Here is a 16,206-nt window from a genome sequence, read left to right on the forward strand (position 1 = left end):
AATAAAAACCTTTAAAGGTTTTTATTCTAAGTTAATATCATATATACTTTCAACTTTTCCATCTCTTATATAAACTCTTGGAAGTCTCATTGAAAAGTGACAAGAATAAGACGTAGCTATCTCTCCGGCTTTTTCTGCTATTTCCAAAATAGTGATTTCTTCATTGCCTTGTTTGCCAAGAACTACTACTTCATCTCCTATTTTACAGTTCATACCAGTTACATCAATCATCATCTGATCCATACAAATTCTTCCTATTTGAGGACATCTATTGCCATTTACTAAGACATCTATTTTATTACTTAATTGTCTTAATAGTCCATCGGAATATCCGAGGGGAATTGTGGCAACTTCTGTTGTCTTATCCGCTTCATAGGTTAAACCATAGCTTACTTTTTCACCTTTTTCAATTACTTTTAAATTAGTTATCCTCGCCTTAATTTCCCCAATATAATCAACACTAAAGCCTTCATACTTACTTTCTACTCCTTCAGTTGAACCATATTGAACTATTCCAGGCCTTACAGCATCTAAGCTGGATTCTTTATAATTTATAATACCCTGTGAATTGTTAATGTGCTTTAATCCAACATCAACGCCTCTTTTTTCAACTTCTTCTACAAATGTCTTATAATTTGCAAATTGATTTTTTGTATATTCAATATCTGTGTCAGCAGCAGCAAAATGTGAAAAAGCTCCTTCAATTTTTACATTTTCAAGCTTGCTAATTTTTTCTACATCACTGTAACTTTTTTCTTTTAACTTAAATCCAATTCTATTCATTCCACTGTCAATAGCCAAGTGAATTCTGGCAACTTTATTTTTTGAATTGGCCATTTCATTTAACTTTAAAGCAGATTCTAAATCATATACAGCCATTACTATATTGTTGTCTATAGCATCTTCCATTAAAAAATCTGGTGTATGGCCAAGTACTAATATGTCTACATCATTAAAGTTTTTTCTTATTTTTAATGCTTCACTGTTTGTAGCTACTGCAAAATAATTTACTCCAGTTTTTCTCAATGTCTCTACTATTTTTGTAACTCCAAAGCTGTAAGCATTACTCTTTACAACAGAAATTATTTTTATATTATCATCTACAATATTTTTAATTTGGCTCATATTATTTTCAAGCTTATCTAAATTTACTTCCATCCATGCGGATCTGGTTAATTTCATTACTTACACACTCCTAGTCAAAAATTGCATCTATAAAAGAATCCATATTAAATTCTTGAAGATCATCTATTCCCTCTCCAACACCAACTAATTTTATAGGTATTTGTAATTCACTTTGAAGCGCAATAACAACTCCACCCTTAGCTGTGCCATCTAACTTTGTCAGTACAATTCCAGATAAATCGCTAACTTCTTTAAATGTCTTTGCTTGGTTCATGGCATTTTGTCCTGTTGTGGCATCTAGTACAAGTAGCGTCTCTCTATTTGCCTCAGGATATCCTCTGTCAATTATTCTATTTATTTTCTCTAATTCTTGCATTAAATTTGCCTTATTGTGAAGTCTACCAGCTGTATCACAAATTAACACATCACAATTCCTAGACTTTGCAGCTGATATTCCATCAAATATTACTGCAGCAGGGTCAGCTCCTTCAGTGTGCGCAATTACATCAACTTCAGCTCTGTCGCCCCATGTTTTAAGCTGATCTATTGCAGCAGCTCTAAATGTATCACCTGCGGCAATTAAAACTTTCTTGCCCTTTGCCTTTAATTTATTGGATAACTTTCCAATTGTAGTTGTCTTACCAACGCCATTTACTCCTACTACTAATATTACAGTAGGTTTTTCATCACATATTTTTGTGTCTAAGTCTTCATTCATAAGTTTTTTTACTTCTTTTTTTAGCAGAGGCTTAACCATTGCCGGATCATTAACTTTTTCATTTATTATTGTAGTTCTCAAATTATCTATTAATTTCATTGTAGTTTGCATTCCAATATCAGCTGATACTAATATATCTTCTATATCTTCTAGCATTTCATCATCAATTTTTACATATGCACCTAAAACTGTGTTAATTTTAACTCCCATTTCGTGTCTAGTCTTACTTAATCCTTGTTTTAGCTTTTGAAATATAGATACTTTTTCAGGTTCTTCTTGAACTATTTCTTCTTGTGCTATTTCTTCTTGTATTACTTCTTCTTGTATTACTTCTTCTTGCGCTATTTCCTCTTGTGCTACTTCTTCTTGTATTACTTCTTCTTGTGCTATTTCTTCTTGTACTACTTCTTTTTGCGCTATTTCCTCTTGTGCTATTTCTTCTTGTACTGCTTCTTTTTGCGCTACTTCTTCTTGCGCTATTTCCTTTTGTGGTATTTCTTCTTGTATTACTTCTTCTTGCGCTATTTCTTCTTGTATTACTTCTTCTTGCGCTATTTCTTCTTGTATTACTTCTTCTTGAACTACTTCTTCTTGTGCTATTTCTTCTTGCGCTATTTCTTCTTGTATTTTATCTTCATTTTTTGAAAGCTTGTCTTTTATCCACTTAAACATTTTTGCCTCCTAGTCTTTTAACTCAACGGATATTATCTTACTTACACCCTTTTCTTCCATAGTTACGCCATAGAGCACATTTGCAATTTCCATTGTCAACTTTCTATGAGTAATTATTATAAACTGCATATCTTTCAATGTCATTAAATAATCTGCATATCGTTTAATATTTGCATCATCGAGTGCAGCATCTATTTCATCTAGTATACAAAAAGGTGCCGGTCTAACTTTTAATAGGGCAAATAACAAAGCTACTGCAGTAAGAGACCTTTCGCCTCCTGACAATAGTGATAGTGATTGAAATCTCTTGCCAGGAGGTTGAGCTTTTATTTCAATTCCACTGCTCAACTCGTCATCTCCGTCAATTTCAATTTCTGCTCTTCCACCATTAAATAGTATTCTAAAAATTTCATTAAAGTATTTAGATATTTTTATAAAAGATTCTTTAAACAATATTTTCATTTCACTGTCCAGTTTTTTTATAATAGATTGAATTTCTTCTTTTGAGTTTAATAAATCCTCTTTTTGCTCTAAATTAAACTGCAATCTTTCACTAACAGACTTATATTCTTCTATTGAAAATATATTTACTTCTCCTAATTTTCTTATATTGTTTTTTAACTTTTCTATATTTTCTAACAGTAATTTATGAGATTTGTATTCAATTAAATTTTTAATGTCCTCTTCTTCAATTTCATACTCAATTTTCATTTTATCTAAAATTGAAGTTATACTGTATTCAAATTTTTCTCTATCAGAATTTAATTTAGTAATTTTTCTTTCAATTTCAAAGAGATCATTTTGGTATTTAAAAGAAGATTCCAGTGATTTAGAATGCAATTCTTTTTTTTCATCCTTTAATAATTTTTCTTCTATTATCTTTCTAGACTTTTCACTTAAAAGTTCTTTCATCTCTTCTAAATCGTCTTTAATTTTTTTCTCTTCTGCCTCACGTATATCTACATCTAATGCAGAATTTTTATTTTGTACTAGAATATTTTCTATTTTAATATTGTCAGAACTATTATCAACTTCTAATCTTTTTATTTCTCCAGTTATATTTTCTATTTCATTTTGAATTTTTACTAACTTCAACTTTTCTTCATTTACTTTTTCTACTTTTGTATCTATTTCTTGTTTTATATTAGTTAAATTACTTTCTGCAGAAATGTTTACCTCACTCTTATTTGAAAGAACTTTCTCAATTTCAATTAATTTTTCCCTATTGTCCTTTAGAATTTTCTCATCTTCTAATATAGAAATTTCTATTTCTTCTCTTTCAACATTGTATTTTTTCAAATATGAATCATTGTTATCTTTTGAAACATTAATATTGTTATATGTGTTTTCTAAGCTCAATATTTCTGAAGACACTTTAAAAAGTTCTTCTCTTGATGAATTTAAGTTTGATTGTAAGTCTTCAAGTGATTTCATCTTACTTTCAAATACAGTTAGTGTTTCATTATATAAATTCTGTACATTTTTTACTTCTTCTTTTATTAAGTCAATTTCATTTTTTCTACTCAATATCTCAGTGCTGTGTTTTGAAATATTTCCCCCTGTTATAGAGCCTCCTATATTTAAACTATCTCCATTTAAAGTTACAATTCTATAGCTGTTTTTAGTCTTTTTAGAAAAGTCTAAAGCACTGTCAAAATCTGTTGCAACAACTATTCTTCCAAGTAGATTTTTAAACACATTTTCATACTTCTGGTCAAAACTAACTAAATCATAGGCAAATCCAAGTATTCCACTTTCTTTAAAAGATTCAAGTTTAATACTTGGAGCTTTTGAACTCATTCTATTAATTGGTAAAAAAGTAACTCTTCCAAGTTTTTCCCTATTTAAGAGTTTTATCATTTCTTTTGCATCTTGTTCACTTTCAATTATTATATTTTGAAGAGAACCTCCCAAGGCAACACTTATTGCCTTTTCATATTTTTCATCTACTTTAATATTGTCAGCTACAGGTCCCACTAAAGACTTTGAAAAGTTTTCTCTCTTCTTTGTGTAGTTCATAAAAGATTTAACACTTTTATTATAGCCTTCATAATTTTCTGAAAGATTTTTAAGTGCAATATACCTTGCATTTTCTCTTTCAAATTTAGTTTTATATTCCAGTAGATTTTTTTCTAAAGAATTTACTTCTGCTTCCAGCGAATTTATATCACTGTTTAGCGTTTCTTTTTTACTCTCTAAAGCTGTGCTTTCTGAACTTAATTTAGATTTTTTTAATAAAATTTCTTTTAAATTATTTTCAATTTCTAAATTATTGTCATTTAGTGTCTTTAAATTTTTATTTAAATTTTCAAGTCTGGACTTTTTTTCCTCCATTAGAGAATTGCTTATAGAAATTTTTGAGTCAATTTCAGATTTTTCCCTGTGAAGTTCTATTAACTCAGCATTGTCCTGTTCTAAACTTTTTTCAACTTCACTTCGTCTTTCCAAGCTTATATTTAAATCTCTCTGCAATAACTCAATACTGTTAAGTATTTCACTTTCATTGTCCACACTTACTTTTAAATTTTCTTGCAGCTCTATTTTAGACTTTTCTCTATTGTCTATATTTATATTTAATTCGCTTAAAGTATTTTTGTTTTGTTCTAAAGTGTTTTTTGTAAATTCCTTCTTTTCACTTATTAAACTAAGCTGTGAAATTAAACGCTCATAGTTCCTGTTGTCTTCCACTTCAAGTTTTTGAAATTCTTCTATCTTAGATTCTAGTTCTCCTATTTCACTTTCTAGTGAAATTTTTTCCTTATTTACAGCTTCCAGAGATTCTTTCAACTCTATCTCTTGTAAATTAAGAGTGTTTTCTTTTTCATCTAATTTATCTTTACTTTGTTTATACTTGTCAATTTCAGTAAAGGCATTTGTAATTTCTAAGGTTTTTAATTCATTAAATAATTCTTTATACTTAATTGCATTTTCTGATTCAACTTTTAAGATTTCTTCTCTCTGTTTTATTTCTGAAATTATGTCATTTAACCTTACTATATTGTCTTCTGTTCTCTTAAGTTTATTTTCAGTCTCCAATTTTCTCATTTTATATTTTGAAATCCCTGCTGCTTCTTCAAAAACTGCTCTACGCTGTTCCGGTCTATTACTTAAAATACTTTCGATTTTACCTTGACCTATTAGAGAGTATCCATCTTTTCCTATTCCCGTATCCATAAATAGTTCTTTTATGTCTTTTAATCTACATTTGACATTGTTAATTAAAAATTCACTTTCTAAAGACCTATACATTCTACGAGTTACAGAAATTTCATTATACTCAAGAGGAAGAGTTCTATCTGTATTGTCAAAGACTATACTGACTTCGGCAAAGCCAAGAGGTCTTTTACTATCTGTTCCTGAGAATATTACATCCTCCATTTTAGATCCTCTTAAACTCTTAACGCTAGTTTCTCCCAGTACCCACATAATAGCATCAGATATATTACTCTTTCCACTTCCATTAGGACCTACAATGCCTGTAATTTTATTGTTAAATTCAATTTTAGTTTTTTGAGCAAAGGATTTAAACCCTTGTATGTAAAGTGTTTTTAAGTACATTTTTTCTCCAATGTTAAATAATCTAATATTTTTATATTTTTTCTTACATTATTATAGCTTAATACTAATTCACTATTCGGCACAACATCTCTTTGTAATTTATATTTTTTTAACTTCAACAACTCTATAATCTTAGCTTTAATAATTCCCTTTTGACCTGATAAATTTGAAATATTTTTTCCAGAGGCAAATATAGTAAGTTCACCGCTGTTTATTTCAATATTTGAAAAGTAGTTTTTTATTACCTCAAAAAGTATTTCTCCCTCTACAAGTTGTCTTATTGAGGGATGAAAAGGGCCTGCAACTACATCTTTATTTAATTGAATGTTTTCAGTGGGTTGCAATCCAATTCTTATTACATTTACATTGTTAATCATATAGAGTTTTAATATTTCCTTACTCATATAAACCGCCTCTTCCAGAGATAGCGCTTCATAATTTCCACTTTCTAAATCTTTTAGCAACTGAGTGTCTTTAATAACTAAAGTAGGGTAAATTCTCACAATATCAGGTGCAATTTTTATAAATTCCTCTGCCGTAAATAAAGACTTCTCCAATGTGTCTCCCGGTAGCCCAAGCATTTGTTGTAGTCCCAATTTAAATCCATAGTCCTTTATCATTTCCGAAGACTTATAGACACATTTATCATCATGGCCTCTATTGGACCTAAGCAAAACATCTCTATCTAAGCTTTGAACTCCAAGTTCTATAATATCTACTAAATAGTAATTTAAAGTATTTAATATTTCCTCGTCTATGCAGTCAGGTCTAGTTGAAATTCTTATTTCGCCTACTATTTTTTTCTCTTTATATTCTTTTGCAACTGATAGCAAACTCTTCTGAATATTTAAATCTATGGCTGTAAAACTTCCTCCATAAAATGCAATTTCAATATTTTTTTTGTTTTTAAAATAATTTAAATACTCTTCTACAGTATTTCTTACATCTTCACTGGTGACATTTGTAGAGGCTGCAGTAATTTTATTTTGATTACAAAATACACAGTCGTTAGGACATCCCAGGTGCGGAACGAAAATTGGAATAATATTTTTTTTAGACATTTACTTCACCTAAAACTATAAGAGCATCTTTTGCCGCCATTTGTTCAGACGTTTTTTTAGTGCTGCCCTTACCCCTTCCTAAAACTTCTCCATCTACTAAAACTTTTGAATAAAAGGTCTTTCCGTTGTCTGGACCCTTTTCATCATACAGTATATATTCTATGCTGTAATTATTATTTTTCTGAAAAATTTCTTGTAATTTGGATTTATAATCTTTTATTAATTTTTGTCTTCCAACTTCTAATAGTTTACTGTTAAAAATATCAAGTACTACTCTCTTTGTATCTTCATATCCTGAGTCTAAAAAAATTGCGCCAATTATAGCCTCCAGACAATCTGCTAAAATAGACTTTTTGTTTTTTCCACCTAACTTTTTCTCTCCCCTTCCAAACTTCATATAATCTCCAATTGAAAGTTTTAGTCCAACTTCATAAAGGCTCTCTTCGTCAACTACTAAAGCTCTGTACTTAGAAAGAGTCCCCTCAGATGTGTCGCCATACTTTAAGAAAAAATACTCTCCAATTATCAAATCTAAGACGGCATCGCCTAAGAATTCAAGTCTTTCATTGCTGATGCCGTCTTTTAAATTGTGTTCATTTACATATGAAGAATGTGTAAGGGCTGTATTTAAAATATTTATATCTTTAAAGTTATATTTTAAATCTAAAAGTAATTTTGAAATGTCATATTTCATATTATCCTACTCAATTTCTTCTATATATTCTATTACATCCCCTATTGTAGACATTTTTTCAATATCGTCATCATTAATTTCAATTCCCAACTCATCTTCAATAGTCATAACAAACTCTACTATATCAATTGAATCTGCATTTAAGTCATCGATAAATGACATATCATCATCTAGTTCTTTTACTTCTTTATTAAATTGAGTTGCTATTAGTTCTAAAATTTTATCTCTCATTGAAATCTCCCTTAAATACTTTTTCTATTTTATCTACTATTTCATTTTCTACAGCATCAATTGCCACTTTAACAGCATTTTTAATGGCCTTTGAATCAGCATTGCCATGAGCCTTAACAACAACTCTGTTAAGTCCCAAAAGTAAAGCTCCACCAACTTCACTGGCATCAAGTTTTTTTGATGCAATATTAAATATTTTGCCTATTTCCACTTGGCTTTGTTCGCTTAATTCAATTTGTTTTACAACTTCACTAAAGGACTTTAATACAAACTTTGAAACTCCCTCTGTGTTCTTTAATAAAACATTCCCAACAAATCCATCACATATTGCTAAGTCACAGCCACTTAAAGTAATGTCGCGTGCTTCTATATTTCCAATAAAGTTTAAGTTGGACTCTTCTAACAAATCATAAGTTTCTTTTGTCAGAGCATTTCCCTTTCCCTTTTCCGAACCAATATTCAAAAGGCCCACTGTTGGATTTTTTATTTTAAAAATTTCTTCTAAGTAAACTCTTCCCATTTTTGCAAATTGTAATAACATTTCCGCACTGCAATCTACATTCGCTCCAGAGTCTATAATCATAGTCTTTCCATTTAAATTTGGAAGTGACGTAGGAAGTACTGCTCTTTTTATATTGTCAATTCTGCCTACTATAAAAAGCCCTCCTGCCAGTAGAGCTCCTGTACTACCAGCTGATATAAACGCATCATACTCTTTTGACTTAAGTAAGTTAAGTCCGATTACAGTAGAAGAGTTTTTCTTTCTTCTCAATGCAAAAGCCGGCTCCTCATCATTTTCAATTTTTTCTTGTGCATCTATAATTTCAAATTTTTCTTTAACTTCAAATTTTTCAATAGTTTTTTCTATTTCTTCAGCTTTTCCTACAAATGCTATTTCAATATTAAATTCTCCTCTTGCTTCAAGAGCTCCTTTAATAATTTCTATAGGCGCATTGTCTCCACCAGATGTATCAAATAATACCTTCATAAGATGCCTCCTTTATCTTTAAATTAATATATAGTAAATCATTAGAAAAATCAATAAATAATTGCATTTACTATTTTAATAAGTAAAACACTACTGTTAGGGAGTAATATCCTCTTTAAGAAACAGCATAAAAAAAGTAGTTAAGATTTAATCTCAACTACTTTTTATTGATTTTATGGGGTGGATAGTGGGATTCGAACCCACGACCTCAAGAGCCACAATCTTGCGCCCTAACCAACTAGGCCATACCCACCATATAATCAATGTCTTTTAAAATAATAACAAATATAATACTAAAAGTCAACATACTATTTTTTTCTCTGTAGGCAATCTGTCATAAACTATTCTTTCTCTATCTTCCGTAAGTTGCTTTCCAATATATCCTTTGGACATAAGCTCAATTTGAGTGTCAATATCTAATCTATCCACTTCTATATTCTCATTTGCCATTTTATTTGAACTTCTAATATCAAGATAGTTAATATATCTCCAAACTCCATCAACATTTTCTTCGTTGGGATATTTTTTTACCAACCCCCTAATTTGAAGCCCTCCTTTTAAAGCATTGTTTAAACTAAAGGTATTAAAAGGTGATATTGTAGACATATACTTATAGTAACCTCTTTTAGCTAAAATATCCTTAACTATTTCTAAAGTTCTATATTGCAGTTTATTTCCAGTATAAGCTCTATCTACTAAAATTGACTTTAAATATATTATATCTTTTCGCTCTGAACTCGATAATTTTATGTCGTCCATTAGTTCTGGATTGTACTTATCTAAGAGTACAAGGTACCTTTGAGCAACAATATTATTTTCTTCGTCATATAACCCTAAAATTTTTCCTGCCCTTTGAAATGGCTCAAACATTTCTTCCTTTGGCTGAAGTAAAAATGTCTCTTTATTTTCTAGCATATTGTAATTTCTCACCATAAAGTCATATAAATTATCCAATTCTTCTTTTTGAACCCACTTCATAGTAAGTGTTTTTTCTACTTTAGAATCGCCTTCTAGTTTAAAAACTTTTAGTTCTCCCAGTGACATTAAGATTCCTCCTGCTAAATTTTATACTTTTTCTGTAAAAAATTCTTAAATTTATTTACTGCTTTTTGTCTGTGACTAATTGCATTTTTTTCCTGTGAACTCATTTCTCCAAAAGTTTTTTCAAATCTATTTGGAATAAATATACAGTCATATCCAAAACTCTTATCTCCACGTTCAACTTTTGAGATATGTCCATTACAAATGCCCTCAAATATATATTCTTCATTAAGTTCATCAATATATACTAGTATTGTTTTAAAATAAGCTCTTCTATTATCTGTGTCTTTTAAATTTTCAAGTAATAGTTCTCTATTTTTCTTGTCATCGTGCTCACCTGCGTATCTAGCTGAGTGAACTCCCGGATCTCCATTTAAATATTCCACAAATAGTCCTGTATCATCTGCGATTACACTGTGTTTACTTTTTTCTTTTAGTGCCAGAGCTTTAAGCCTCGCATTGCCTTCTAGTGTATCTAAATTTTCTTCAACTTGAATACTGGAAAGTCCCGCTTGTTTTTTTGAAATTATCTCCACTGGAATGCTATAGAGTATATCTTTTATTTCTTTTACCTTATGCTCATTGTCAGTTGAGAGAATTATGACTTCATCTCCCCTAAATATTTCTTCTTGATTATTTAATATTTCCTCTATTCCCAACTCCGCAATATCTAGTAGTTCATTTAATTCATATCTGGAAAATGTATTTCCCTCAGCTGTTCCCTGTATTTCAATAATTTCTTTTTTTGAATTCATAACTACATTTAAATCTACATCTGCTTTAGAATCCTCTAAATAATCTAAATCTAATAATTTCTCACCTTTTACTATACCCACACTTATAGCTGCAACATTGCTTATAAGTGGATTTTTTTGTATTTGTTTTTTTGCAAAACTCTTTTCAATAGCAAGTTTTAAAGCTACAAAAGCTCCATTAATACTAGCCGTTCTAGTTCCTCCATCAGCTGATATTACGTCACAATCTATCCAAATAGTCTTTTCGCCCAATAGTTTTAAATCTATACAAGACCTTAAACTTCTGCCAATCAACCTCTGTATCTCTTGACTTCTGCCATCTATTTTACCTTTTGAAATATCTCTGACTTTTCTACTTTGAGTTGAACTTGGCAGCATTGAATATTCACATGATAGCCAACCTGAATTACTCCCCTTTAAAAAAAATGGAACTTTATCTTCTATCATTGCAGTACAAATTATTTTTGTGTTTCCACATTCTACTAAAACAGAACCATCTGGATTAGGTGTATAATTAATTTGAAAATTTAAATTTCTAATTTCTTTATTTCCTCTATTATCAGCTCTCATTTATTTCTCCTCTAAACCATAAATAAAAGAGGCAAAGCCTCTTTTATTTATTTTCTACATAACTATTAATATAATTAACTAATCCATTATAAAGTCCATTTACAAATTTATCTATATATTCATCTGTGTCTATTAACTTAAAATCTGACTCATTTGATATAAAACCAAGCTCTGCCATTGCAGATACATTTTTAGTTTTATTTAAAACTACTAAGTCAGGTCTGTTTTTTACTCCTCTGTTGGTCATTCCAGTTTCCTTTATTAATGACTCCAAGAGTTCACTTGCGAGAGTTTTTTGTTTTACTGTTTTAATATTCACACTGTCCTCTGAAGCATATAAAACTTCAATTCCCCTAGCTGCTTTATTGTCGGAACTATTAAAGTGTATAGATAAGAATATTTCCGCATCGCTATTATTTGATTCACTTGCTCTATCGAGCAACTTAATGTACTCGTCAGATGACCTTGTCATTGTTACATTATAACCGCTAGATACTAATCTATCATAGAGTCTAGTTGCAACTTTTAAATTTAGTTCTTTTTCAAATGTTCCATCTACAGCAGTAGCCCCATTGTCTTTTCCGCCATGCCCCGGATCAATTACTATATTTAAAGGACCTTCAGTTGTAATTTTATCTGTTACTTTTACTATTCTCTTAGTTTCCTCTGTGGAAACGTCCAGCCCCGCTGCTGAAAATACTTCTTCACTACTACTTTTACTTAAATTATTAGCTTCTTGTTTTTCAACATTTGAAACATATGAATTTGTATTTTCTATTGAAGATGAAATTGGACTTGCCTTAACTTCTTCAACAGTTTTTATACTTGCTAAATTTGCTTTTGAATCCCAAGATACGTTAAATCCAAAGGCCTCTGATAAGAACCTAAGTGGAACCATAGTCTTTGTTTCACTTTTTGGATTAGAGTAAACTGCAAATTTTGGAATTGAGTCATTTTCAAGTACTGACTTTTCCCCATTAGTATAAATTACACTGCTGTCTATTTTCAATTTTACTTCTTTGTCATTTAATTTAATAGTGGCACTTTTAACTTTATTATCCCACTCAACAGTTGCTCCTAAACTCTCTGTTATTTCTCTTATTGGAACAAAGGTCCTTCCATTTACTACATATGGATTAAAATCACTTTTTAGTGCCTTACTGTCAATTTTAACATCTACTTGTTTTACTGTTGCCTTTTTCCCATCTATTTTTACATTAAATGTTGAAGCCGCATATACGTTGTTGTTTACTAAAAACACAAGTATAATAAGTACGCTTAAAAATTTTTTCATAACTTTCTCCTTATAATTACATTACACAATAAATTATAATGATTATACCACTTTATAGAGTTCATCTACAGTAGTATTTTTAATTTCTTCTACAAAGTCACCTTTAGACTTAACGTAAAACCCTGCACCATCTTCTACTTTTCCTATTGCCATAACCTCTATATTGTTCTTCTTACATTCTAATTCAAAGCCCTTATATTCATTTTTATCCATTATAAAAATCATACTTCCACTGGAAATCAGTCTATATATATCTAAGTTAAAGTATTTTACAATTTTTTTTGCAGACTCAGTTATTGGGAGAGTGTCCTTATCAATAGTTATCTTTTTATTTATCACTTGCGCACTTTCCCAAAGTGCTCCATATAATCCGCCTTCTGTAATATCATGCATATACTTAACCCCAAATTTCTTGGCAATTTGAGCCTCTTTTACAACTGATAGCAAATTTGAAAAATTCATTATTTCTTTTTTTTCATCTACATTTAAAATTTTATCCAACTCTTCTTTTTTTTCTTTATAAATAATTGAAGAGCCCTCTATTCCTATTGATTTAGATATTACTACTGTGTCTCCAACTTCTATTGAACTGATAGATGGCAACTCATCTTCTTTAACTCTTCCAACAACAGTAGTAGTTACTACTATTCTATTAACTGCGTCAGTTACTTCAGTGTGACCTCCCACAATATCTAAATTAAGTCTCTTACATTCTTCATCTGCATCTCTTACTATTTCTTCTAATTCTTCAAGTGTTGAAGACGGTGGAAGTAAAATACTCATAAGTATAGCTACTGGCTCTGCCCCTCCACAAGCTACATCATTACAAGATATATTTACTGACAACTTGCCCAAGTCCTTTGTAGAGCCAGTTATTGGATCTGTAGACATTACAATTAAATCGCTATCAAAATCCAATATTGCAGTATCCATACCTATTTCAGAGCTAACTAAAACTTCTTTTCTAGTCTTTATAATATTTTTAAAAACATAATCTTTTAATTCTTCATTTGATATTTTTCCTATTTTCAATTTAAGGCACCCAATTCTATTTTTATTTTAAAGTTAATTATTCCATCTGCTACGTTACTTTCTATTAAATCAGTTTTAAACTTTAGTTTCTCTACTAACTTATTTACTGAATCTTTACTATTTGACATCCCATCTACATATAAATAAGTATCTTCTAAAGAATAATCAGTAAACAAAATATCTTCATGTTCTTCTGTTTCAAGAATGTTAAACGTTTCTTCAAAGTACTTAGCTCTATTAATTTTATCATTAATATTTTCTTTTTCTTTTAATTTCAACTTTAATTTGTCACTGTCAACTTTTATCTGTTCAGTATTTAGTTTACTAACTTCACTTTGAATTTTAGATTTTTCCAAGCTTAAATTTTGAAAGTTCTCTTCTTTTTTAGACATAACTTTACCTAAGTGTAGATATACTAATCCATTTAGCAAAACCAATCCTATAAGAAAAAAATATATTTTATTTAATTTCTTTGTTTCTTCAACTTTTCCAAAGTTTAAGTTTTCTTGATAATTTAATAATCTATAGTCTATGTTAAAGCTTAATTTTCTATCTTTTAGTAACTTTGATATTCGATCTTTTACTTTATCTGTTAGTAAATTTCCCGTAAATATTACAGAGCCATCTCTCAAATTCTTATTTAGAACTCCAAATCTCTCTTCAATATAAATTTTACTTTGGTAGTTAAACTTTTCCTTAATATTATCGTCTATATTTTCAAATTTGTCATCTATTAAACTAATTGCATTGTAATATTCTATATTATATTTATTAAAAAGACTTAAAAAATCGTCATTATAGTAATTTCTAACTACGTATTTTCCACTATTTGAATTTAATATAGATATATTTTCAAATCCTAAATTTACTATATTATCAAATTCTAAATTTTCAATTAAAATAGAGTTTAAATAGTAGTATTGGCACTTATTGACTTTTAAATTTTCAAATAATTCAATATATCCGCTTAAAACTGTATTGGGAACTAAAAATATATTTATCAAATAGCTTTCTTTTTCTTTAAGTTTATTAAATCTAATTGTGTACTTATCTTGATCTATGGGAAGAGATGACTTAATCTCATAAGCTACCATTGATTTTAAATCTACATTATCTAAAATAGGAGAGCTAATATTTAAAGATATTACTTTGGAACTGTTAAACAATATTTTAAATGTATTTTTTGTAGAAATTTCTCTATTTTCAAAATATTTCTTTAAAAGATAAAAAAGATGCTGCTTGTCTTTTACTTCTCCGTCAATAATTAAATTTTTTGGAATAATTATTTCTCCTCTTTCTCTTTCATCTATAACGGTTATTTTAAAATCTTCCACTATTAAAATAATTTCACTTTGTAATTTTGTAAATTTAATATTCATAGTATCATCCTCAAAATTCCAATAACGATATAGGGACAAAACGCTATATTATCTTCTCTTCTTTTATATTTAAATACCATTAAAAACACACTTACAATGGCAGCTATTATAAAACTATCTCTAAAAATTACAAATCCCTCATATAAGTTACTTCCAAAAAATCCCGACACTGCCCCTAAAACAATATCTCCTTCGCCTACTGACTTTGTAAGGATGTAGATAATACTGTAAAACAAAAATAGTAAAATCATAGGCTTTATTGAACTATATATTGAAGCTCCACTATATATTTTAAATAGTAATTCCACTACAAACAACAATACTACATCAACAATGTGTATATACATTTCATTTAAATCGTTAAAGGCTATTAATAACAACAAAATTATTTCAAAAAGCCTAAATAAAAAATATACATTAAATCCATATTTATGAAATGCCAATGCAAATAAAACTCCTCCACTTAATTCACATAAAAAATTAAATATAGAAATTTTAGAATTACAATACTTACACTTTCCCCTTAAATATATATAGGAAATTATTGGAATATTATAGTACATTGGGATTATATGATTGCAACTTTCGCACTTAGATCTGCCAAATACAAAGCTTTTAAAATTATTTCTTCTATAGATAAAGGCCTCAATTGTAGAACCTGCAATTGCTCCTAAAATAAATATAAATATGTAAACAACACTCACCTGCCTACTTGCTGTCTAAAACAAGTTTATTTCCATCAACCTTTACAGTTCCAGGTTTTACAACTATATTTCCACTGCTGTCTATGGAAATAGAAAAGCTATCTCCCATTGTCTTTGCCGGTTTTGGAATTTCATTGTCAAAATATTCTGCCAAGTCTTCAATATTTATAGAAGTAATATTTTCATCAGACTTATCTGTTAAATATAATATTGAAGCATTTTTAATTTCTCTTACATTTACATTGTGAGCAGCAGCTTGAGCTGATAAATTAGATTTACTAAACTTCGGTATGGCAATTGCAACTAAAATTGCAAGAATTGCTATAACTATAACTAATTCAATTAACGTAAATCCTCTTAACTTTTTTCTTTTCATAAATACAC

At 29.3% G+C, this 16,206-nt stretch carries 14 protein-coding genes and 1 tRNA gene; all 15 read right to left on the minus strand.

Annotated features, from left to right (window positions below; all coding sequences use genetic code 11):
• Positions 1–21: 21 nt before the first annotated feature.
• Positions 22–1,182 carry an alanine racemase gene (gene alr, locus BUB47_RS04435; protein ID WP_073184159.1) on the minus strand — a complete coding sequence of 387 codons (1,161 nt, stop codon included), beginning with the start codon at positions 1,180–1,182 and terminating at the stop codon, positions 22–24.
• A 13-nt stretch (positions 1,183–1,195) separates the two neighbouring features.
• Complete coding sequence (ftsY, locus tag BUB47_RS04440) at positions 1,196–2,515, minus strand: signal recognition particle-docking protein FtsY (RefSeq protein ID WP_073184161.1); 1,320 nt, start codon at positions 2,513–2,515, stop codon at positions 1,196–1,198.
• A gap of 9 nt (positions 2,516–2,524) precedes the next feature.
• A complete protein-coding gene (smc, locus tag BUB47_RS04445) occupies positions 2,525–6,073 on the minus strand; it encodes a chromosome segregation protein SMC (RefSeq protein WP_073184163.1) in 3,549 nt (1,182 codons plus the stop codon).
• Entirely contained in the window at positions 6,064–7,134 is a 1,071-nt protein-coding gene (locus BUB47_RS04450) for an elongator complex protein 3 (RefSeq protein WP_073184165.1), read from the minus strand. The genes smc and BUB47_RS04450 overlap by 10 nt, the downstream gene beginning before the upstream one ends.
• The gene (rnc, locus tag BUB47_RS04455; RefSeq protein WP_073184166.1) at positions 7,127–7,828 is read right to left on the minus strand and encodes a ribonuclease III; all 702 of its coding nucleotides are present in this window, start codon (positions 7,826–7,828) and stop codon (positions 7,127–7,129) included. The genes BUB47_RS04450 and rnc overlap by 8 nt, the downstream gene beginning before the upstream one ends.
• Before the next feature lie 6 nt (positions 7,829–7,834).
• Positions 7,835–8,059, minus strand: coding sequence for an acyl carrier protein (locus BUB47_RS04460; RefSeq protein ID WP_073184168.1), 225 nt, complete (start codon positions 8,057–8,059; stop codon positions 7,835–7,837).
• Entirely contained in the window at positions 8,049–9,047 is a 999-nt protein-coding gene (gene plsX / locus BUB47_RS04465; protein WP_073184170.1) for a phosphate acyltransferase PlsX, read from the minus strand. Before plsX ends, BUB47_RS04460 begins: the two co-directional genes overlap by 11 nt.
• 176 nt (positions 9,048–9,223) lie before the next feature.
• Positions 9,224–9,300: transfer RNA gene (locus BUB47_RS04470), tRNA-His, on the minus strand.
• A 47-nt stretch (positions 9,301–9,347) separates the two neighbouring features.
• A complete protein-coding gene (locus BUB47_RS04475; protein ID WP_073184172.1) occupies positions 9,348–10,091 on the minus strand; it encodes a hypothetical protein in 744 nt (247 codons plus the stop codon).
• Positions 10,092–10,105: 14 nt separating this feature from the next.
• Positions 10,106–11,413: a ribonuclease PH gene (gene rph, locus BUB47_RS10195; RefSeq protein ID WP_073184174.1), complete on the minus strand. Its 1,308-nt coding sequence runs from the start codon at positions 11,411–11,413 to the stop codon at positions 10,106–10,108.
• Positions 11,414–11,456: 43 nt separating this feature from the next.
• A complete protein-coding gene (locus tag BUB47_RS04485) occupies positions 11,457–12,707 on the minus strand; it encodes an N-acetylmuramoyl-L-alanine amidase (protein WP_073184176.1) in 1,251 nt (416 codons plus the stop codon).
• A 42-nt stretch (positions 12,708–12,749) separates the two neighbouring features.
• Positions 12,750–13,739 carry an AIR synthase family protein gene (locus tag BUB47_RS04490; protein ID WP_073184178.1) on the minus strand — a complete coding sequence of 330 codons (990 nt, stop codon included), beginning with the start codon at positions 13,737–13,739 and terminating at the stop codon, positions 12,750–12,752.
• The gene (locus tag BUB47_RS04495) at positions 13,736–15,118 is read right to left on the minus strand and encodes a hypothetical protein (RefSeq protein WP_073184180.1); all 1,383 of its coding nucleotides are present in this window, start codon (positions 15,116–15,118) and stop codon (positions 13,736–13,738) included. Before BUB47_RS04495 ends, BUB47_RS04490 begins: the two co-directional genes overlap by 4 nt.
• On the minus strand, positions 15,115–15,822 hold the full coding sequence (locus BUB47_RS04500; protein ID WP_073184182.1) for a prepilin peptidase: 708 nt from the start codon (positions 15,820–15,822) through the stop codon (positions 15,115–15,117). Before BUB47_RS04500 ends, BUB47_RS04495 begins: the two co-directional genes overlap by 4 nt.
• Positions 15,823–15,826: 4 nt before the next feature.
• Complete coding sequence (locus tag BUB47_RS04505; RefSeq protein WP_073184184.1) at positions 15,827–16,198, minus strand: type II secretion system protein; 372 nt, start codon at positions 16,196–16,198, stop codon at positions 15,827–15,829.
• Positions 16,199–16,206 lie beyond the last annotated feature (8 nt).

Source organism: Anaerosphaera aminiphila DSM 21120, from assembly GCF_900129925.1.
In the GTDB taxonomy this organism is placed as follows: Bacteria; Bacillota; Clostridia; order Tissierellales; family Peptoniphilaceae; genus Anaerosphaera; species Anaerosphaera aminiphila.

Coding starts and splice junctions, on each gene's coding strand:
- alr (WP_073184159.1), bottom strand. CDS start 1,182: ATGAAATTAACCAGATCCGCATGGATGGAAGTAAATTTAGATAAGCTT.
- ftsY (WP_073184161.1), bottom strand. CDS start 2,515: ATGTTTAAGTGGATAAAAGACAAGCTTTCAAAAAATGAAGATAAAATA.
- smc (WP_073184163.1), bottom strand. CDS start 6,073: ATGTACTTAAAAACACTTTACATACAAGGGTTTAAATCCTTTGCTCAA.
- BUB47_RS04450 (WP_073184165.1), bottom strand. CDS start 7,134: ATGTCTAAAAAAAATATTATTCCAATTTTCGTTCCGCACCTGGGATGT.
- rnc (WP_073184166.1), bottom strand. CDS start 7,828: ATGAAATATGACATTTCAAAATTACTTTTAGATTTAAAATATAACTTT.
- BUB47_RS04460 (WP_073184168.1), bottom strand. CDS start 8,059: ATGAGAGATAAAATTTTAGAACTAATAGCAACTCAATTTAATAAAGAA.
- plsX (WP_073184170.1), bottom strand. CDS start 9,047: ATGAAGGTATTATTTGATACATCTGGTGGAGACAATGCGCCTATAGAA.
- BUB47_RS04475 (WP_073184172.1), bottom strand. CDS start 10,091: ATGTCACTGGGAGAACTAAAAGTTTTTAAACTAGAAGGCGATTCTAAA.
- rph (WP_073184174.1), bottom strand. CDS start 11,413: ATGAGAGCTGATAATAGAGGAAATAAAGAAATTAGAAATTTAAATTTT.
- BUB47_RS04485 (WP_073184176.1), bottom strand. CDS start 12,707: ATGAAAAAATTTTTAAGCGTACTTATTATACTTGTGTTTTTAGTAAAC.
- BUB47_RS04495 (WP_073184180.1), bottom strand. CDS start 15,118: ATGAATATTAAATTTACAAAATTACAAAGTGAAATTATTTTAATAGTG.
- BUB47_RS04505 (WP_073184184.1), bottom strand. CDS start 16,198: ATGAAAAGAAAAAAGTTAAGAGGATTTACGTTAATTGAATTAGTTATA.